We start from the raw sequence: 19,073 nt of genomic DNA, 5'->3' as shown, positions 1-19,073 counted from the left end.
GGCCCCCCCCCCCCCGGGGGGGGGGGGGCGCCGGGCGGCCCCCCCCCCCCCCCGCGCGCCCCCCCCCCCCCCCCCGCGGGGGGGGGGGCGGGGCCCCCCCCCCCCCCCCCCCCCCCCCCCCCCCACGAATCTGGGGGTGGCCTCAGGGAGGAATCGGGGGGTACCCCGATAGTGCGGCAGTGGCGCGAATCGGTTGGATGGAGACATGACCACCACCACCAGCACCCCGTACCAGACCGCCACTCCCGACCGCACCCTCAGCATCACGAGCTTCGCGCTCGGACTCGCCTCCATCGTCTTCGGCTGGACGCTCATCGCCCCGGTCGCCGGCCTCGTGGTCGGCATCATGGCGCTGAAGCGCGAGCCGCTGGGCAAGACCTTCGCGGTGTGGGGCATCGTCCTCAACGCCGTGATGCTCGCCGGCGCCGCGTTCTTCGCCCTGCTCGCCCTCGTCGGCATCGGGTTCGGAGTCCTGGCGCTGCCGTTCGCCTGGCTCTGATCTGAGGTCGCAGAGGATCGGGGACAATGGGGGGATGGAACCATCCCCCCTCGTCCGGCCGCGCAGCTTCGTGGTGCGCGGCCGCAAGACCGAAGCCCAGTCGCGTGCGATCGACGAGCTGTGGCCGACCTTCGGTGTCGACTTCGACGGCTCGTCTCTCGATCTGGACGCGATCTTCGGACGCACAGCGCCCCGCGTGGTCGAGATCGGCTTCGGCAACGGCGAGAACCTGCTGACCCTGGCGGAGCGCCACCCCGAGCGCGACTTCCTCGGCATCGAGGTGCACGGCGCGGGGATCGGCCGGGTGCTCGGCGCGATGCGGGATCGCGGACTCACGAACATCCGCATCGTGCGGCACGACGCCGTCGAGGTGTTCGAGCGCGGACTCCCGGCGGGCTCGGTGGATGAGATCCTCGTCTTCTTCCCGGACCCCTGGCCCAAGGCCCGTCACCATCGGCGCAGGCTCATCCAGCCGGAGGTCGCCCGGCTGCTCGTCGCTGCGCTGTCCCCGGAGGGAGTGCTCCGGCTCGCGACCGACTGGGAGCCGTACGCCGAGCACATGATCGAGGTGCTCGACGCCGAGCCGGGTCTCGTGAACCTCGCGGGCGATGCGCGCTTCGTCCCGCGCCCGGACGACCGTCCCGTCACCAAGTTCGAGCGCCGGGGCGAGCGCCTCGGCCACGCCATCTTCGACCTCGCGTACCGTCCCACCCGCTGACCCGCCTGCCCGACCCCTCCCGTCGCTCGACCCATCCGTCCGCCCGACGGAAACGGAGGTGATCGGGTCGCGCACCTCGCCGGATCGCCTCCGTTTCCCGCATCGGGACGGCGTGTCGACGAGACTCACCTCCCATTCCGTCCGGCCACCGCGGAGGGCGGAAACGGAGGAGATCCGCATCCCGGCCTCGGCGCGTCGCGCGAAACGGAGGGCCGGGGACGGCCGCAGGCACCGAGTCGCCTCCCTTTCGGGACGCACGCCTCCGGCCCGCAGGAACCGCCCGGGTTCGTAGGATGGGCGCATGACGCATGCGCGCACGGTCGACGAGCTCCGGTCCGCCTTCGAGCGAGGGGTCACCAAGCCGCTCGCGTGGCGCCTCGGCCAGCTGCGGGCACTGCGCCGCATGCTCATGGAGCGGTCGGCGGAGCTCGAGGATGCGCTGCTCGCCGACCTGGCGAAGAGCCCGACCGAGTCGCAGATCGCTGAGCTCGGGTTCGTCGTCGGCGAGATCGACCACACGCTGAAGCACCTGCGCCGCTGGCTGCGGCCGCGACGCGTGTCGGTTCCGGGAGCGCTGCTCCCGGCACGCGCGTCCACGATGCTCGAGCCGGTCGGTGTCGTGCTCGTCATCGCGCCGTGGAACTATCCCGTGCAGCTGCTCCTCGCCCCGCTGGTGGGCGCGCTCGCGGCCGGCAACGCGGTCGTACTCAAGCCGAGCGAGCTCGCCCCGGCGACCTCTGCGGCTATGGCACGCCTCATCCCGCAGTACCTCGACACGCGCGCCGTCGCGGTCGTCGAGGGCGGCGTGGAGGACACCACCGACCTGCTCGCCCAGCGGTGGGACCACATCTTCTACACCGGCAACGGCCGCGTCGGCCGCATCGTCGCCGCTGCGGCGGTCGAGAACCTCACCACGGTGACGCTGGAGCTCGGCGGCAAGTCGCCCGTCTACGTGGATGCCTCGGTCGACATCGCCGCGGCCGCCCGCCGCATAGCGTGGGGCAAATTCATGAACGCCGGGCAGACGTGCGTCGCGCCCGACTATGTGCTCGCCGAACGCTCCATCGTTCCGCGTCTCGCCGATGCATTGCGCGACGCGGTCCGCGACCTCTACGGCGACGACCCGGCGCAGAGCCCGGACTACGGCCGCATCGTCAACGACCGTCAGTTCGACCGCCTGACCGGGATGCTCGGCTCCGGCACTGCGGCGCTGGGCGGCGACCACGACGCCGGTACCCGTTACCTCGCTCCGACCGTGCTCACCGATGTCGCGCCCGAGTCGCCCGCGATGGCGGAGGAGATCTTCGGCCCCATCCTCCCGATCCTGCCCGTCGACGGGCTCGACGACGCCATCCGATTCATCCGCGCGGGGGACAAGCCACTCGCCCTGTACGTGTTCACCTCGAGTGCGACGGCCCGCCGCCGCATCCTCACCGAGACCACCTCCGGTGCGGTGGGTTTCGGTGTTCCGGCCGCGCACCTCGCGGTCGCCGGACTCCCGTTCGGCGGGGTCGGCGAGAGCGGCGCCGGCGCGTATCACGGCGAGCGATCGCTGCGGACCTTCAGCCACGAGAAGGCGGTGCTGAGCAAGCCGCTCAGCCCCGACACCCTGCAGCTGATCTACCCGCCGTACACCGAGGCCAAGGACCGCTTCGCGCGCGGTCTGCTGCGCAAGCTGGGCTGATCCTCGACGCTCGACGGCGATGGACACCGTGTCGAAGGAGTGTGGAGATGGGCGACAGGTCGTCCAGTGGGCCTCACAGGCCCGGGGGTAGGCTCGGCACTGCCGGAGGCCACGAACGTCCGGCGCCAGAAAGACATGCCAACGCACAACGAGAGGCAACGGTGCCAACCGTGAACCCGACAGCAACCATGGACGAGTCGAAGACAGCCCCCATCCCCGTCGTCACCCCGTCCGGACTCGTCGTCACCGATGCGTCCGAGAACGTCTCCGACGTCCCGACCCCTAGCGCCGAGGGACGCGCGACACGCGTCGAGACCGACTCCCTCGGCAGCCGCGAGATCCCCGCCGACGCCTACTGGGGCATCCACACCTCACGCGCTCTGGAGAACTTCCCGATCGCCAAGCGCCCGATCTCCGTCTACCCGGACCTGATCGTCGCACTGGCCAGCGTCAAGCAGGCCGCCGCCCGCGCCAACGCCGAGATCGGCGTGCTCGAGCCGCGCAAGGCCGAGCTGATCGACCGCGCCTGCCAGCTCATCATCGACGGGCGATACCACGACCAGTTCGTGGTCGGCGTGATGCAGGGCGGCGCCGGAACGTCGACCAACATGAACGCGAACGAGGTCATCGCCAACATCGCGCTCGAACTCGACGGACACGAGAAGGGCGACTACTCGCACCTGCACCCGATCGACGACGTCAACCGCAGCCAGAGCACCAACGACACGTACCCGACCGCCATCAAGATCGGCCTCACCTTCGCGCTCGGGCACCTGCTCGACGAGCTCGCTCTGCTGCGCGATTCCTTCGCCGCAAAGGCGGCCGAGTTCCGCAACATCCTGAAGGTCGGCCGGACCCAGCTGCAGGATGCCGTGCCGATGACCCTGGGCCAGGAGTTCCACGGCTTCGCCACCACGCTGACGGAGGACCACGCGCGCCTGACCGAGACGAAGTGGCTGCTCGCCGAGATCAACCTCGGAGCGACCGCGATCGGCACGGGCATCACCGCGGACCCCGGCTACGCCGCTGCCGCCGTGCGCCACTTGAACGTCATCACCGGCCTGAACCTCGAGACCGCCCCCGATCTGATCGAGTCGACCAGTGACGCGGGCGCGTTCATGTCGTTCTCCGGCTCGCTGAAGCGCAGCGCGATCAAGCTCTCGAAGATCTGCAACGACCTCCGTCTGCTCTCCTCCGGCCCCCAGGCCGGTCTCGGCGAGATCAACCTCCCGCCCCGGCAGGCCGGCTCCAGCATCATGCCGGGCAAGGTCAACCCGGTCATCCCGGAGGTCGTCAACCAGGTCGCCTTCTCGGTGGCCGGCGCGGATGTGACGGTCACCATGGCGGCGGAGGGCGGCCAGCTGCAGCTCAACGCCTTCGAGCCCGTCATCGCGCACTCGCTCCTGCAGAGCATCACGTGGATGGCGCAGGCCTTCCGCACGCTCCGCATCAACTGCGTCGACGGCATCACCGCCAACGAGGAGCGCCTCGGCGCGATGGTCGGTTCGTCCGTCGGCGTGATCACGGCGCTGACGCCGCACATCGGCTACGCCGCATCGGCCGCACTTGCCAAGTCGGCTCTCCTGACCGGACGCAACGTCGCCGACCTCGTCGTCGAGGCCAAGCTGATGAGCCGCGAGGAGGTCACCCGGCTGCTGTCGCCCGCGCGCTTGAGCGGCCTGGAGGTCGTCACCACGGCCATCCCGGTCATCGAGGCGGACGCCATCCGCGAGGCGCGCTCCGATACCGAGTGAGCGACGGGGTTCCTCAGCCCCGTCATCGAACGCAGACTCGTTCGTCTACTCCTATGGACGGATGCTCGCCTTCCCGCTGGCCCAGCGGCGGCTCCGCCGGAAGGAGCGACGGATGCCGCGAGGCGAGAGACGGATCGTGGACCGCTTCCTGCGGTCGCTGGAACGGGCGCCGGGCATTCACGTCATGGACGCCGACGCCCTGCTGCTGCAGGTGCTGACTCCGGACGACGGGATCGTGGAGGTGCGGGTGGAGGAGGAGGCCCTGCTCGCCAACGCCCGCCTGGTCGCCGACGATGCGGCTCTGCACGGACTCTCCGGGACCGACAGCGTCGAGCGGTCGTTCACCCTGTTCTTCCTGCACATGCAGACGGCGGTGCGGTCCGGGCCGCTGCAGGGGGTGCGCAGGCTCCGTTACACCGCTCAGGGCGTGGTCCGGGAGGGGCACGCGGGAACGGGGAGCACGCCGCGCATGCAATAGCGGACATTGCTGTCTAGGCTTTTCGCCCCCGACCCGGGCAGGGTGAGCATAAGCCTGCATAGAGGTCGTTATGCCCGACATGACGACAAGGGTGCCGGCACCGGGGAATCTCGCTGCGCCGAGTGCCGGCACCCGACCTTCTCCGACTCCCGTCAGTCGGACGGCGCGGGACCGGCGGCCGGAATATCGCCGGCCGGAAGCTCGTCCGTGCTCAGCGGCACGGTGCATTCGAAGTCGTACACCGCGCGGGGCGGACTGCCCTGCAGCGCGGACAACGTGTAGACATCGACGACGGCGGCGCCTCCCAGGTCGGAGGGTCGGCGGATGCGCGTGGGCGGCGTTCGGGAGAGGGAGGGCACCGAGAGGGTGGTCTCGCTGCCGTCGCGGGCGACCAGGACACAGGTGAGCATCCATCCGTCCGCTTCATCGGGGATCATGCTGCGACCCTAGGCTGTGCGGCCGCTCAGGTCGATTCCCCCGTCGAGGGGGAGAAGAAATCGGTGCCGTCCGCGGGGCCGATGTGCGGCCCGGCGGACGGCACCGGAAGAGAGTCAGTTGAAGGGCGCCCACTCATCGAGGTCGTACTCGAGCTCGATGCCGTCGTAGAGGCGGACCCGCCAGACCTTGCTGTTGCCGCCGACGTACTGGCCGCGGGCGGTCTCCATCGACCACTCACCGTCGCCGATGCGCTGCCAACGGATCATGCCGACGTGTTCGCGGAGCCGCGGCGCGTGCGGCGGGTGAAGGAAGTCGTCTTCAGACATTTATCCATACCGTCCCCCTCGCTGCCCTCTCATCGTGGCCCAGTGTAGAGACGAGTCAGTACCCCCAAATGTGGGGTCTAGGCTTTTTGCTCACCCGGCACGTCGGGATCGCTCAGCGTTCGCGCGCCTCCGCCTCATGGAAGAGCGCGATCATGTCGCGGCCCAGCTGGTGCGGGGCGGTCTCGCACGGGCTGTGCCCGGTGCGGTAGACGGCGAGGTGGGCGCCGAGGGCCTTTGCGTTCGCGGCGTGCAGGTGGGTCGGCCAGAGGTCGTGGTCGCCCGTGACGACGAGGAGCGGGATGCCGCTGGCGGCGACGCGCGCACGCACATCCGGGACCCGCTTCATCAGTCCGACGATGTCGTCGACGCTGGAACGCCGGGTGAGTGCGAACCGCGACCGCACGAACGCCAGTCGGCTGTCGGAGACCTTGTTCTTGTTCGTCGTGATGCCCCAGATCATCAGGCTCGCGCCGATGTGGGCCGTCGCGAACCAACTCAGCCAGCCGATGATCCGCACGCCGCGGAACGACTGCCCCGGCTCCGGCGGGGCCGTCAGGAGAGTCAGCGACCGGAACAGCTCGGGATGCTCCACCAGGGCCAGCTGCGACAGGATGCCGGCGAAGGAGTAGCCGAGCACGTGCGCGGGGCCGCCGTCGCGGAGGAAGGCGACGACGTCGGCCACCAGCAGTCCGTACGTGTAGTGGCCGCCCGGGACCGGGCCGGCGTCGGCGGACTCGTACTGCCCGGCCAGATCGAAGCTCTGCACGTAGTAGCCGGCCGCCACCAGGATCGGCGCCAGGAGATAGAAGTCCTCCTTGGAGCCGGTGACCCCGGGGATGAGCACGACGCGGGGATCGGCCGGGTCGCCGAGTGCGGCGACCGCCAGCTCACCGCTGGGTGCGCGGAAGCGGGAGAAGACCGTGCCGACGGGCGCGACCGACCAGTCGATATCGGGCAGGGCGGCATCAAGGCGCGCAGCCTCGTCGTCCCCGCCCGTGACCGGGCGCCGCTCTCCGATCGACACAGGCATACGCTAACGCACCCCGGCGCGCCCGGTGGATCAGGTGACGCGGCAGTACGTGGTGAGGTAGCCGATCCCGCCGATGGAGACGGTGACGGTGGAGCGGTCGCGGAGGAAGACCGGAGGGGTGCGCGAGTAGCCCGCGCCGCCCGGGCTCCCGGTCGAGATCAGTGTTCCGGGCGGGATGGTGGCCGAGCGCGAGAGGAACTCGATCAGCTCGGGGACACTGCGGACCATGTCGGCGGTCGACGCGTCCTGCAGGATGGCACCGTCGACGTTCGTGGTGAGCCACAGGTCCTGCGGGTCGGGGATCTCGTCGGCCGTGACGACCACGGGCCCGGTGGGGGTGAAGCCGTCGAATGACTTGCACCGCGACCACTGCGCCTCCGAGAACTGCAGGTCGCGCGCAGTGATGTCGTTGACGACCGTGTAGCCCCACACGTAGTCCAGGGCGTCCTGCACCGAGACGTTGCGCGCGGGGCGGCCGATGACGACCCCGAGTTCGGCCTCGTAGTCCACCTGGGTGGAGAGGTCGGCCGGCCAGGTGGTGGTTCCGCCATGCCCGGCCAGCGAGTTCGGCCAGAGGTTGAAGACGGTCGCCGCCTTCTCGCTCCGCAGCTTCAGCTCGGAGGCGTGCGCGGCGTAGTTCGCGCCGATCGCGATGACGTGCGGCGGGCGGAGCACGGCGGAGGCGTGGCGCAACTCGTGCACCGGCGGCAGCTCGCGGCCGGCGGCTTCCGCTTCGGCGACGACCGCACGCACCTCGGCGAGGCCGTTCTCGCCGCGTTCGATGAGCTCCTGCAGGTCCCGCGGCGGCCGGTCCATCACCTCGTCGAGGAAGAGGGCTCCGTCTCCGATGACGGCGGCCAGGCGGGGCCCGGGATCTGCGGCAGTGCTGAGGTGCGAGAATCTCACCGATCCAGGCTATCGGTTCAGGCGACGGCGCCCGGCGCGTCCCTCTCGCGGTCGTGCGCCTGACGGCGCCGGGTGATGCGGCGGCGCCAGGGCGACTGGTCGGGAAGGTGCATGCTCAAAGTCGTGTACGCCCAGCGCAGCCGGCGCCCGAAGCCGCGCCAGGTGGAGAACGGGCGGGCCGAGATGCCGACCGTGAGCCGTTCGTCGTAGCAGACGGCGGTGTCGAGGCTCAGATGGAAGGCGAGGTCGAGGTCGTCGTGGATGTCGCTGCGGTCGCGATGCACCTGCTCGCGCACATCCAGCCAGACCTCGCGGCGCATCGCGAAGTTGGAGCCGAAGATGGGCGGGTTCCCGAGCCACAGCCCCATGGACCAGAAATAGCCGCCGATGTAGAGCACCTGCCCGATTCCGGCGACCACGGTGTTGCCGTCGTAGAACACGCCGGGGCCGGTGAGCACACCGAGCTCGGGCGCATCGACGAACTCGGCCTCGATGTGGAGCAGCCAGTCGGCCGGCGGCCGCGAGTCGGCATCCAGGCGCGCGATGATGTCGCCGCTCGCGGCGTCGTACCCAGTGGATGCGGCAGGCCAGATCCCGCGGTGCGGCTGCTCGACGACGGTCGCCCCTGCCGCACGTGCGACATCGGCGGTGCCGTCGCTGCTGCCGTTGTCCACCACGATGATCTCGTCGGCGGGACGCAACTGCGCAGCGAGGTCTTCCAGGCAGCGGGTGAGCATCTCGGCGTCATCGAGGGCCGGGATGACGACGGACAGGGAGGGCACGTCTCGATCGTACGCGGCCGCGCGCCCGGCTTCAGGCGCGCCACAGGTGCAGCCCGGCATAGCTGCGCCAGGGAGCCCAGCGTGCACCGTGCTCCGCGAGCCCGCGCGCATCCCCCGGGAGACCGAGCCGCGCGGCACCCTGCCGGAGTGCCAGATCGCCCGTGAGCAGGATGTCGGGGCTGCCCAGCACGCGCAGGGCGACGTATCCGGCCGTCCACGGGCCGATGCCGGGCAGCTCCATCAGCCGGCGTTCGAGGTCGTCACGCGCCTCGCCGACGTCGATGGTGAGGCGACCGTCGGCCAGCGCCTCGGCGGCACCGACGATCGCGTCGATCCGGCGCGACGGTCCGCGGAGCACGTCCCGCCCGCGCTCGGCGATCGCGGCCGCGGTGGGGAAGAGGCGGGAGAAAGCGCCGCCGCCGGGCACCGGCAGGTCGATGGGCTCGCCGAGGGCGTCCGTGAGCCGGGTGAGGGCGGTCCGCGCTGCGGCGACAGACACCTGCTGCCCGATGAGCGCACGGAAGACGATCTCCTCCGCATCCACCGCTCCGGGCACGCGCAGGCCGGGTGCCGCAGCGACGCTGGGCGCCAACGCCGGATCGGCGGCCAGGACCGCGTCGATGGCCTCGGCGTCCGCATCGAGATCGAGCAGACGTCGCACGCGCGCCACCAGGGGGGCCAGGTCGGCCACATCCGCGAGGGAGGCGTCGCACTGCACCGCAGGGGACGTCGCCGTGCCGGTGAGAGTCAAGCGCACCACCGCGGGCCCGTGCGGGAGCCGGAGCGCCCGGGCGTACCCGATGTCGCCTGAGCCGTGGGCCGCGCCGGGAGCCTCCATCCCGTCGATCGCGCGGGCTGCGAGGAAGGACAGCACCGACGCGCCGTCGAACGGCGCACGGGCCGGCAGCCGCAGGCTCAGCGTCACCGTGCCGGGCTCGCGGTGAGCGGCGGCGGGGGAGCGGCGGGCGGCGGTCCGGATGGCGCCGGGCGTGAGCCGGTAGACCTCGGCCATGGTCTCGTTGAACTGCCGGACGCTGCTGAAGCCGGCGGCGAAGGCCACGTCGGTGATCGGGAGGTCGCTGCCGGTCAGGAGCAGCCGCGCGGTCTGCGCACGGTGGGCGCGGGCGAGAGCGAGCGGGCCGGCGCCGAGCTCGGCGGTGAGCACGCGGTTCAGGTGCCGCGGGGTGTAGCCGAGCCGGTGCGCGAGGCCGGGCACGCCCTCCCGCTCCACCGTGCCGTCGGCGATGAGGCGCATGGCGCGTGCGGCGAGGTCGTCGCGCACGTTCCATTCGGGTGAACCGGGCACGGCATCCGGGAGGCAGCGCTTGCAGGCGCGGAGCCCTGCCTCGTGCGCGGCCGCCGCGGTGAGATAGAAGGTGACGTTGCCGGGCTTGGGCGTGACGGCCGGGCAGCTCGGACGGCAGTAGATGCCGGTGGTGTGCACGCCGGTGATGAACTGTCCGTCGAACCGCGCATCCTTCGCGCTCATCGCCCGGTAGCGCTCGGCGAACACAGGGTCGGCGAGGCGGCCGTCGGCGCTGTCGGCAGGCGTGGTCGATGCGCCGGACCGGGGATGCTGCAGCGTGCTCATGTCCACCAGCGTGACAGCCGCCGCCGACATCCGATAGCGGAAATCGGACATGACCGCGAGGTCGCAGGCGCCGCCGATCGCTAGCCTGGGGGCATGGACGTACTCGACTGGCTCGCGGCCGCGCTCGGCGAGGAGGCCGCCGACGCCGGCGTGCTGACGACCGACCCCGCTCTCCTCGACGCCGCCCGCACCGACCGCTCGGGATGGGTGGCCCAGGGCCGCCCGCTCGCGATCGTGACCGCGCGGTCGGTGGCGCACGTGCAGGCCACGCTGCGGGCGGCGAGCGAGTTCCGCGTCCCGGTCGTGCCGCGGGGTGCGGGCACGGGCCTGGCGGGCGGCGCGAACGGAACCGACGGATCCATCGTCCTCGACGTCTCGGCGATGAACCGCATCGTCGAGATTTCCGCCGACGACCAGCTCGCTGTCATCGAGCCCGGCGTCGTCAACAGCGACCTCAATGCGGCACTGGAGCCGTACGGCCTGTTCTTCGCGCCCGACCCGGCGAGCAAGGCGATCTCCACCGTCGGCGGGAACATCGCGACCAACGCCGGCGGGCTGCTGTGCGCGAAGTACGGCGTCACGCGCGAGGCCGTCCTGGGCCTGGAGGTGGTGCTCGCGGATGGACGCCTCCTGCGCACCGGGCATCGCACGGTCAAGGGCGTGACCGGCTATGACCTGACCGCCCTGTTCGTGGGCTCGGAGGGGACGCTCGGCGTCATCGTGGGCGCCACCGTCCGGGTCCAGCCGATCCCGCCGGGGGAGCCGGTCACCCTCGGCGCATTGTTCTCCGACGTCACCGCGGCGGCGCAGGCCTCGGCCCGCATTACCGCGGCACGGCTGCGTCCGGCCGTGATGGAGCTGCTCGACGCCCCGGCGCTCGAACGCATCTCCGCGTACCTCGGCCCGGAGACGATCGAGGACGCGTTCGGCGCGACCGGCGGAGCGGCCTACCTCCTCGTCCAGTTCGACGGCGTCACCGCGGCAGCCGACGCCGCCGCTGCCGGTGAGCTTCTGACCGACACCGGGGGGACCGTCCGGGTCGCCGCGGACGCGGAGGAGGGCGAGCGCCTGCTCGCGCTCCGCCGCGCGTTCCACCCGGCCTTGGCCTCGTCCGGGGAAGTGCTCATCGAAGACGTCGCGGTGCCGCGCTCGCGGATGCCGGAGATGTTCGCCGCGATCGAGCGGATCTCCGATCGGTACGGCATCCCGATCCCGACCGTCGCCCACGCCGGCGACGGCAACCTGCACCCCAACTTCGTCTATACCGGCGATACGGTGCCCGACGCCGTGTGGGATGCGGCGAACGACCTGTTCCGCACCGCCATCGCCCTCGGCGGCACCCTCACCGGGGAGCACGGCGTCGGCGTGCTCAAGCGGCGTTGGCTCGCGGACGAGGTCGGACCGGACTCCTACGAGTTGCAGGTGAAGCTGAAGTCGGTGTTCGACCCTCTCGGCATCCTGAACCCGGGCAAGGTCTTCGGCGCCTGACGCGTGGGGACCCGCACGAGGCCTTAACAGACTCGACCCCCGGTGGTGCGGCGATGCCTGCAGCGCTCCCGGGGGATCGAGTTATGCGTCAAGGATGCCCCCGGCGCGCAGGGAACGCAACCCCCGATCGCGGCTGCGCGCTGAGCGAACGCGCTTTGACGCCGCACCCCGGCACCGGTTGGATGGGAGACATGGCAGAGAACACCAACCAGAAGCCGGAAGTCGACGCCCCCGAGGGACCGGCTCCCGAGATCCTCGAGATCGTCGACATCGTCGAGGGCACCGGCCCCGAGGCCACCCCCGGCGCGAAGGTCGACGTGCACTACCTCGGCGTCGAGTACGAAACCGGCGAGGAGTTCGACTCCTCCTGGAGCCGCGGCCAGTCGATCAACTTCCCGCTCAACAACCTCATCAAGGGCTGGCAGGAGGGCATCCCCGGCATGAAGGTCGGCGGTCGCCGCAAGCTCACCGTTCCGCCGGCGCTCGCCTACGGCCCGGCCGGCGGCGGTCACCCGCTGTCGGGCAAGACCCTGATCTTCGTGATCGACCTGCTCGGCGTCAGCTGAACGCATCACCCGAACGACGAAGCGCTCCCTCGGCACGGCCGGGGGAGCGCTTCGTCGTTCGGGGTGTCCCGTGCCGTGCGCGTCGGAAACGGAGGGGATACCGGCCGAGGCCGACATCATCCCCTCCATTCCCGGCGTTCGGGGCGATCACCCGCCGGATCTCCTCCGAAAGCTGCTAGTCGCCGCTCGACCGTGGGTCGGATCGGAAACGGGGGAGATCCGCCGCCGACACGCCGCAGGATGCCGCGAACGGAGGCGAAGCGGCCGGCTGAGGGGCGGAATGTCCTCCCTTTCCGGCGAGCGGGCGCGCGTGTGAGGGGCATCGGGTAGGACCGCACCCGGAGGACGACGGCCTACAGCGCGGGCGGCTGCATCCGGGTCGGGATGGCGATGCGGTTCCAGATGTTGATGGTCGCAATGGCCAGCAGCACGTTCGCCAGGCCCTCCTCGCCGAACTCGCTCAGCGCCCGCTGGTACAGGTCGTCCGAGACGCCGTCCTCGTGGATGAGGGTCACCGCCTCGGTGAGCTCCAGCGCGACGCGCTCGCGGTCGGTGAACCACGGAGACTCGCGCCAGGCGGAGACGGCGAAGACCTTGCGGAGCGGCACGCCGCGACCCTGCAGGTCGACCGAATGCATGTCGACGCAGTAGGTGCAGCCGTTGATCTGTGAGGCGCGCAGCTTGATGAGGTCGCCGAGCGGCTCCTCGACCTTGCCGCCGACGTAGCCGTCCAGGTTGATGACCTTGCGGTAGCCCTCGGGCACGATGGTGGGGAGTTGGATGCGTTCTGTCATGTCCTCCACGCTAGGAACGCGATTGGCCGGGGGTAAGATCCATTCCGATCGATTCTGATCAGGCCATTCCTCGAGGCTCGGAGGGCATTCTGGACCTGCATGTCGCCATCGACGGCCGGGGCGATCGCGCCGACCGCATCTACCGCCAGCTGCGCGACGCCGTGGTGGATGGGCGCCTGCGGCGGGGAGAGCGGCTGCCGGCGACGCGCGAACTCGCCGAGCGGCTGCAGGTCGCACGGTCGACGGTCTCGACGGCGTACGAGCGGCTGACGGCGGAGGGGTACCTCGCCGCCCGGGTGGGCGCGGGCACGTTCGTCGCCTACACGGGCGCGCCGGCCCGCCCCGGCGCTGCGGACACCCCCCGCGGCGCCGCCCGACCGAATGCGACCTGGGCTGACCTCGACGACCCGCTGTGGACCGAGCCGCGCCCGATCGCCTACGACTTCAGCATCGGCTCGCCCGATCCCGCCCTCTTCCCGCTGGAGACCTGGCGGCATTACGTCACCGCCGAGCTCCGCGGCGGCTTCGCCCGCTCGGCCCTCTACACCGACCCGGCCGGTGTCGACCGGCTGCGCGAGGGGATAGCGCGGCACCTCGGCCTCGCACGCTCGGTGGCCGCAGGTCCCGAGGACGTGCTGGTGACCAACGGCGCGCAGCAGGCGTTCGACCTGCTCGCCCGTGTGCTGCTGACGCCGAGCGACACCGCCCTCGTCGAGGACCCCGGCTATCCGCCCGTCCGGCAGCTGTTCGAGACGACGGGCGCTCGGGTGCTGCCCGTCCCGGTGGACGAGTTCGGGCTTCGCGTCGACCTGCTGCCCCCGGCACGCCTGCTGTATGTGACCCCCTCCCACCAGTTCCCGCTGGGCGGCGTTCTCCCGCTGGAACGACGGGTCGCCCTGTTGGAGTGGGCCGCCCGCAACGACGCGGTCGTCATCGAGGACGACTACGACAGCGAGTACCGGTTCGGCGCGCGGCCGCTCGACCCGCTCCAGCGACTGGATGCGGAGGGCCGGGTGGTCTACGTCGGCACTTTCTCGAAGACGATGGCACCGGCGCTCCGGCTGGGATTCGTCGTCGCCCCGCCGGGCCTCCTGCCCGCTCTTCGGCATGCCAAGCGGCTGAGCGACTGGCACAACGACGTGGTCACGCAGCGCGCCATGGCACGCTTCATCGACTCGGGCGGTTTCGCGCGGCACGTGCGCTCCGCGACCCGCGTCTACGAGCAGCGGCACGACGCGCTCGTCCGTGCGGCGCGAGAGCTGCTGCCGGGCCTCCGCCTGGTACCGTCCGCCGCCGGCCTTCACCTGGCGCTGCTCGCGGACGGGGCGGACGGCGGCATCGACGGCCGCCGGGTCGCTGAACGGGCCGCGGTCGCGGGCGTCGCCGTGCAGCCGGTGTCTCGGTTTCGGGTCGGGGAGGGGCCTGACGGCCTCCTGCTCGGCTTCGGCGGCATCCCGGTGGAGCAGATCCCGGACGGCCTTCGCACGCTCGCCCAGGCCGTCGAGCGCGCGCGAGCGTCGGCGCCGGGCGAAGCAATGCGATGATCGGAGGATGACCTCGCCGGATGCGCCCGTCACCCGCCGTCGCGGCCGGCCGGCCGACGTCGACCCCGAGCGGGTGGCGCTGCTCGCCCTTCGGCATTTCGACGAGCACGGGTACGAGCAGACCACGATGGACGACATCGCCCGGGTGGCGGGCATCGGGCGGCGCACGCTGTTCCGTTACTTCCCGAGCAAGCCGGCACTGGTGTGGGGCGGCATCGAGCCGGTGGTCGGGCGGATGCACGACGTGCTCGACGCAGCGGAGGACGACGAGCCCGTGCGGGATGTGCTGGCGCGCGCGGTGAGCGAGTCGCTGACCCTGAGTCCCGAGGCCGAGGAGGCCACCCGCCGGCGCATGGCGCTGATGGGTACGCACCCCGCACTCGTCGGATTCGGCCTCACAGCGATCGCGGCGAACCGCGGCATCCTCGTCGACTTCCTCGCCCGCCGCCTCGGAGCCGAGCCGGACGGACTGCGCGTGCAGGTGCTCGCCGACGCGATCGGGTCGGCCGACTTCTCGGCGCTCGTCTGGTGGGCGCGCCACGACGACGGACCGCCCGGCCCCGTGGTCGCGGCCGCACTGGATCAGGTGCTGCGCGGCATCTGACCGCATCCGGCTGTTCGACGCCGCTGGGGATGGCTCTCGCCGCGCTGCCCGGCGGCGAGTAGCGTGAGCCCATGCCGATCGAAGACGCATTCCCGCAGGGCGCGCCCGTCTGGGTCGACCTCCAGAGCCCCGACCACCCCGCCGCCGCCACCTATTACCGATCGCTGTTCGGATGGGATGTGTCGGCGCCGTCGGCCGATTCCAACGGTTTCGCGCTGGCCAGCGAGCGCGGTGTGCCCGTCGCCGCGCTCGGCCCGCTCCCCTCGGACGACGTGCCGACGAGCTGGACGGCCTACTTCTCCGTCGACGATCTGACCGCCGCGGCGCAGGCCGTGACGGCCGCGGGAGGCTCGGTGCTGCTGGAGCCGGGGGAACCGGTCGCCGGCATCCGGCTGGCCATCGTCGCCGATCCGGCCGGAGCGGTCTTCGGACTGTGGCAGCGCAAGGACCAGGGCGACCCGTGGCTGCGCGACGAGCCCGGCGCGGTGGACTGGCTGGAGCTGGTGGCCGCCGACCCGGCGTCGACGTTCCCGTTCTACGAGTCGGTGCTCGGCGTCGGCATCAGCGAGATGCGTGTGGGGGAGGAGCCCTACGGGCTGTTCGACGTCGGCGGGACGAGCGTGGCGGGCGCTTACCGGTCGGACGGCGTCGAGCCTGCGCACTGGCTCGTGTACTTCAACGTGGCCGACCTGGATGCGGCGATCGTGCGTGCGACGGAGCTCGGCGGGACACTCCGCACCGAACCGCTCTCCGCTCCGGGTGTCGGTCGGTGGGCCGAGATCGTCGACCCGCAGGGCGCCGGATTCGCCCTTCTCGAGCCGGAGCCGGAGCCGTCCTGAGCGGTGGCCGCGGGGCGGGAGCGCCCCGGATGCTCTGGTAGACTCTTCCAGTTGCCGTCTAACGGCCGCGGATCAAGAGAGCCCAGGCATCAGGCCCCGGGCACCGCGCAACGAGCAGAAAGGGGATCCCTCTATGGCGCTGGATGCAGACACCAAGAAGGCGATCATCGAAGAGTACGCAACCCACCCCGGTGACACCGGATCCCCCGAGGTGCAGGTCGCGATCCTGACCAAGCGGATCAAGGATCTCACCGAGCACCTCAAGGAGCACAAGCACGACCACCACTCGCGTCGTGGCCTGCTTCTGCTGGTCGGTCAGCGTCGCCGCCTCCTCGGCTACCTCTCGGACATCGACATCAACCGTTACCGCTCGCTGATCGAGCGCCTCGGTCTGCGTCGATAACCGCAGCCGGAAGTCGGCGTCTTCGATAGACACCGCGAACTTCTTACAGACGGGCCGTCACCTTCGGGTGGCGGCCCGTTCTGCATTGCCGGCACGGCCACGATTTGCGCCAAATCTCCGTTATGCCGAGTCCAGAGCCACGATTTGCGCCAAATCTCCGCCATGGCGGCCGCGCAGTGGTGCTTTCATGCTCTTGGCGGATCGTTTACAGCGCTGTAGCGTTGGGCGCACGTTCCGTCTCAAAGGAGAGTTGTGATCCCGCGCCGAGTGTCTCTGCCCATCCTCTCTGCGCTTACAGCGCTGGCCTTTTCTGCGGGAGTGATCGCGGCAGCGCCCGCGCATCCCGCCGCCGCCGCGCCGGCCACGTACAGCAACCCGCTGCCCCTCGACCTGGGTGGCGGAAAGCTCGCCGAGCAGTGCGCCGACCCGGACGTCATCCGGTCGGAGGATCCGGCCGATCCGGCGTGGTACCTGTACTGCACGCGCGACGTCGTCGACTCGTCGCTGCGGAACCCCGACGGCTCGCTCGTCTTCTCGAGCATCCCGACCTACCGCTCCACCGATCTGGTGCACTGGTCGTTCGTCGGTGAAGCGCTGCCCACGAAGCCCGCCTGGATCGGCGACGGCGACATGTGGGCGCCCGACGTCGCGTACGTCGACGGCCGCTATCTGCTGTACTACACGGCGACGAACACCGTGGCGCCCGGCGGCGGCTCGGCGATCGGTGTCGCCACCAGCGACAGCCCCGCCGGGCCCTGGGTCGACTCGGGAGGTCCGGTGGTGGAGCCGATGCCGGCGCCGGGGAGCGCGGACCCCGCCGACCGGCGGTGGGTGTTCGACCCGGAGTTGATCACCGTCGGGGGCGAGCGCTACCTGTACTTCGGCAGCTACTACGGCGGACTCTCGGTGCGGAAGCTCTCGGCCGACGGTCTGCACTCGGACCCGGCCAGCCAGGTGCAGGTCGCCATCCCGAACCGGTACGAGGGTACTCACGTCATCGAGCACGACGGCTGGTTCTACCTGCTCGGCTCGGCGACCAACTGCTGCTCGGGGCCGCTGACGGGATACGGCGTGTTCGCGGGACGCTCGACGTCGCCTACCGGTCCGTTCGAGGACCGGACCGGCGCACTGCTGCTCGACCCGCGCGTCGGCGGCACTCCGGTGCTGCACCAGAACGGCAACCGCTGGATCGGGACCGGCCACGTCACGAGCGCGGTCGATGCGACCGGCCAGCGTTGGATGCTGTACCACGCGGTCGACCGCACCGACCCGTACGTCGCGGGCGGTGGCACGTACACCAAACGTCCGGTGCTGATGGATGCGCTCGACTGGAAGGACGGCTGGCCGGTGGTGCGGGGCGGGGCGGGGCCGTCGGACTCCCCGCAGCCCGCTCCTGTGGTGACGGCGGGTGATCCGGCGGCCTATGTGCCGACGTTCGTCGCGCCGCCCGGCCGCGGAACCCTGCTTCCCGCGTACTCGGACGAGTTCGACGGCGCGGAGATGGACCCTGCCTGGACGTGGGAACGCGATCCGGGCGCGACGACGCGATCCCTCTCCGGGGGAGCGCTGCACTGGGACACCCAGGCGGCCGATCTCGGCCCCGACCCGGGAGCCGCCGGACTTCCCCTCCGGGCTCTCCCGAGCGGCGACTACGTCGTCGAGACGCGGGTGTCGAGCACCGTACCGAGCGAGGGATGCTGCCAGAATTATGCGCAGGGAGGCCTGGTCATCCACCAGGGCGACGCCGACTTCGTGAAGCTCTCGGTCACCTCCATCTGGGAGACCCGGCAGACCGAGTTCGGCAAGCGGGAGACGGCGGAAGGCCCGGGGTATCCCACGTATGGCAACGCCGTCGGCGGACCGGTGGCGGAGGCGACCGTTCTGCGGCTGAGCAGGACGCACACCGCGACCGAGAACGTCTACACCGCATCCACCAGCGCGGACGACGGCGCGACGTGGGATGAGGCAGGCGCCTGGACGACACCGCTGCAGACGACGCCGCCCCGGTTGGGACTCGTGTCGATGGCGGCGGGAGGGTTCACGACAACGTTCGACTACGTGCGGGTGTACGGAGCGGCCGCGGCTCCCGGGGCCGGAGAGCCCGGCGGCGGAGGAGGCGCGACGGATCCGGCGGCGCTGAACCCGACCGCGGAACTCGCCGCGAGCGGTTCGACCTCGGACGCCTGGATCGCGGGACTCGCGGCCCTGCTCGCGGCCGCCGGCGTCGTGGTGCGGGTCAGCGGTGCTCGGGGTCCGCTCCTGGGCGGACCTTCGCGTCCTCGCGCACGTCGATCCGGCGGCGGCCCTCCGAGCCCTCGCTGACCTCGATCCGCGGGTCGGCGTCGCTCTCGTCGGCGGAGGGGGCGGTGGTCAGCTGGTCGGCGCGGTCGTCTCGGTGGCTCATGCCACGACTCTCCCGCGCTCACCGCATCCCGGCAAGGGCTCTCCCTTCCCGTCGCCCCGCGATTTGCGCCAAATCATCGTTATGGCGCTCACATAACCGAGATTTGCGCCAAATCTCCGGCAGCGTCACCCTCAGTAGGCGCGAGATTCGTGGCGCAAGTGCGGTTTTGCGGCGGGCGCACCGCCCGTCGGGCGGGCCGTGGGGTGGGCGGGCGGGGGGGGCGGG

19 protein-coding genes are annotated in these 19,073 nt (G+C 71.2%); 12 read left to right on the top strand and 7 right to left on the bottom strand.

The genetic code is table 11. From position 1 onward, the window contains the following. Nucleotides 1–205: 205 nt before the first annotated feature. From ACF1AJ_RS06880 to ACF1AJ_RS06860, 5 genes are all read left to right on the top strand, one after another. The gene (locus ACF1AJ_RS06880; protein ID WP_391506671.1) at nt 206–499 is read left to right on the top strand and encodes a hypothetical protein; all 294 of its coding nucleotides are present in this window, start codon (nt 206–208) and stop codon (nt 497–499) included. A 34-nt stretch (nt 500–533) separates the two neighbouring features. Continuing rightward, nucleotides 534–1,217, top strand: a complete 684-nt coding sequence (trmB, locus tag ACF1AJ_RS06875; protein WP_391506670.1) for a tRNA (guanosine(46)-N7)-methyltransferase TrmB — start codon at nt 534–536, stop codon at nt 1,215–1,217. Between the two features lie 301 nt (nt 1,218–1,518). Continuing rightward, nucleotides 1,519–2,901 carry an aldehyde dehydrogenase family protein gene (locus tag ACF1AJ_RS06870; RefSeq protein ID WP_391506669.1) on the top strand — a complete coding sequence of 461 codons (1,383 nt, stop codon included), beginning with the start codon at nt 1,519–1,521 and terminating at the stop codon, nt 2,899–2,901. Nucleotides 2,902–3,089: 188 nt separating this feature from the next. Further along, nucleotides 3,090–4,655 carry an aspartate ammonia-lyase gene (locus tag ACF1AJ_RS06865; RefSeq protein ID WP_391507451.1) on the top strand — a complete coding sequence of 522 codons (1,566 nt, stop codon included), beginning with the start codon at nt 3,090–3,092 and terminating at the stop codon, nt 4,653–4,655. Between the two features lie 112 nt (nt 4,656–4,767). Further along, on the top strand, nt 4,768–5,133 hold the full coding sequence (locus ACF1AJ_RS06860; RefSeq protein WP_391506668.1) for an ABC transporter substrate-binding protein: 366 nt from the start codon (nt 4,768–4,770) through the stop codon (nt 5,131–5,133). Between the two features lie 152 nt (nt 5,134–5,285). Here the strand turns inward: ACF1AJ_RS06860 and ACF1AJ_RS06855 are convergent, their stop codons facing one another. The 6 genes from ACF1AJ_RS06855 to ACF1AJ_RS06830 all read right to left on the bottom strand — a co-directional run bounded on the left by ACF1AJ_RS06855 (nt 5,286) and on the right by ACF1AJ_RS06830 (nt 10,236). Then, nucleotides 5,286–5,570 (bottom strand): hypothetical protein, encoded by a 285-nt coding sequence (locus tag ACF1AJ_RS06855; RefSeq protein ID WP_391506667.1) that lies wholly within the window; start codon nt 5,568–5,570, stop codon nt 5,286–5,288. Between the two features lie 114 nt (nt 5,571–5,684). After that, entirely contained in the window at nt 5,685–5,897 is a 213-nt protein-coding gene (locus tag ACF1AJ_RS06850; protein ID WP_309858145.1) for a hypothetical protein, read from the bottom strand. 112 nt (nt 5,898–6,009) lie between these two features. Next, a complete protein-coding gene (locus ACF1AJ_RS06845; protein WP_391506666.1) occupies nt 6,010–6,927 on the bottom strand; it encodes an alpha/beta fold hydrolase in 918 nt (305 codons plus the stop codon). Nucleotides 6,928–6,957: 30 nt separating this feature from the next. Continuing rightward, a complete protein-coding gene (locus ACF1AJ_RS06840; RefSeq protein ID WP_391506665.1) occupies nt 6,958–7,833 on the bottom strand; it encodes a fumarylacetoacetate hydrolase family protein in 876 nt (291 codons plus the stop codon). Nucleotides 7,834–7,850: 17 nt separating this feature from the next. Next, nucleotides 7,851–8,615 carry a glycosyltransferase gene (locus tag ACF1AJ_RS06835; protein ID WP_391506664.1) on the bottom strand — a complete coding sequence of 255 codons (765 nt, stop codon included), beginning with the start codon at nt 8,613–8,615 and terminating at the stop codon, nt 7,851–7,853. A 31-nt stretch (nt 8,616–8,646) separates the two neighbouring features. Beyond that, nucleotides 8,647–10,236 (bottom strand): AlkA N-terminal domain-containing protein, encoded by a 1,590-nt coding sequence (locus tag ACF1AJ_RS06830; protein ID WP_391507450.1) that lies wholly within the window; start codon nt 10,234–10,236, stop codon nt 8,647–8,649. Nucleotides 10,237–10,299: 63 nt separating this feature from the next. Between ACF1AJ_RS06830 and ACF1AJ_RS06825 the strand changes: the two genes are divergently transcribed. Both ACF1AJ_RS06825 and ACF1AJ_RS06820 read left to right on the top strand, forming a co-directional pair. Next, a complete protein-coding gene (locus ACF1AJ_RS06825) occupies nt 10,300–11,694 on the top strand; it encodes an FAD-binding oxidoreductase (protein ID WP_391506663.1) in 1,395 nt (464 codons plus the stop codon). 191 nt (nt 11,695–11,885) lie between these two features. Further along, nucleotides 11,886–12,260, top strand: coding sequence for an FKBP-type peptidyl-prolyl cis-trans isomerase (locus tag ACF1AJ_RS06820; protein ID WP_391506662.1), 375 nt, complete (start codon nt 11,886–11,888; stop codon nt 12,258–12,260). A gap of 353 nt (nt 12,261–12,613) precedes the next feature. Here ACF1AJ_RS06820 and ACF1AJ_RS06815 read toward each other — a convergent pair whose 3' ends face one another. Next, entirely contained in the window at nt 12,614–13,054 is a 441-nt protein-coding gene (locus ACF1AJ_RS06815) for a carboxymuconolactone decarboxylase family protein (RefSeq protein ID WP_391506661.1), read from the bottom strand. Nucleotides 13,055–13,215: 161 nt separating this feature from the next. On the opposite strand from ACF1AJ_RS06815, the gene ACF1AJ_RS06810 reads away from it, so the two are divergent. The 5 genes from ACF1AJ_RS06810 to ACF1AJ_RS06790 all read left to right on the top strand — a co-directional run bounded on the left by ACF1AJ_RS06810 (nt 13,216) and on the right by ACF1AJ_RS06790 (nt 18,766). Beyond that, nucleotides 13,216–14,598, top strand: coding sequence for a PLP-dependent aminotransferase family protein (locus ACF1AJ_RS06810; protein ID WP_391506660.1), 1,383 nt, complete (start codon nt 13,216–13,218; stop codon nt 14,596–14,598). 7 nt (nt 14,599–14,605) lie between these two features. Next, nucleotides 14,606–15,202: a TetR family transcriptional regulator gene (locus ACF1AJ_RS06805; RefSeq protein WP_391506659.1), complete on the top strand. Its 597-nt coding sequence runs from the start codon at nt 14,606–14,608 to the stop codon at nt 15,200–15,202. A gap of 71 nt (nt 15,203–15,273) precedes the next feature. Continuing rightward, nucleotides 15,274–16,041 carry a VOC family protein gene (locus ACF1AJ_RS06800; protein WP_391506658.1) on the top strand — a complete coding sequence of 256 codons (768 nt, stop codon included), beginning with the start codon at nt 15,274–15,276 and terminating at the stop codon, nt 16,039–16,041. A gap of 133 nt (nt 16,042–16,174) precedes the next feature. Then, entirely contained in the window at nt 16,175–16,444 is a 270-nt protein-coding gene (gene rpsO, locus ACF1AJ_RS06795) for a 30S ribosomal protein S15 (RefSeq protein WP_018190446.1), read from the top strand. Between the two features lie 318 nt (nt 16,445–16,762). Further along, nucleotides 16,763–18,766: a family 43 glycosylhydrolase gene (locus ACF1AJ_RS06790; protein WP_391506657.1), complete on the top strand. Its 2,004-nt coding sequence runs from the start codon at nt 16,763–16,765 to the stop codon at nt 18,764–18,766. Nucleotides 18,767–19,073: the final 307 nt, after the last annotated feature.

Origin of the sequence: Leifsonia sp. NPDC014704 (genome assembly GCF_043083605.1) — a bacterium.
Lineage (GTDB): Bacteria > Actinomycetota > Actinomycetes > Actinomycetales > Microbacteriaceae > Leifsonia.
This window is presented reverse-complemented; position numbering and strand designations above follow the sequence as displayed.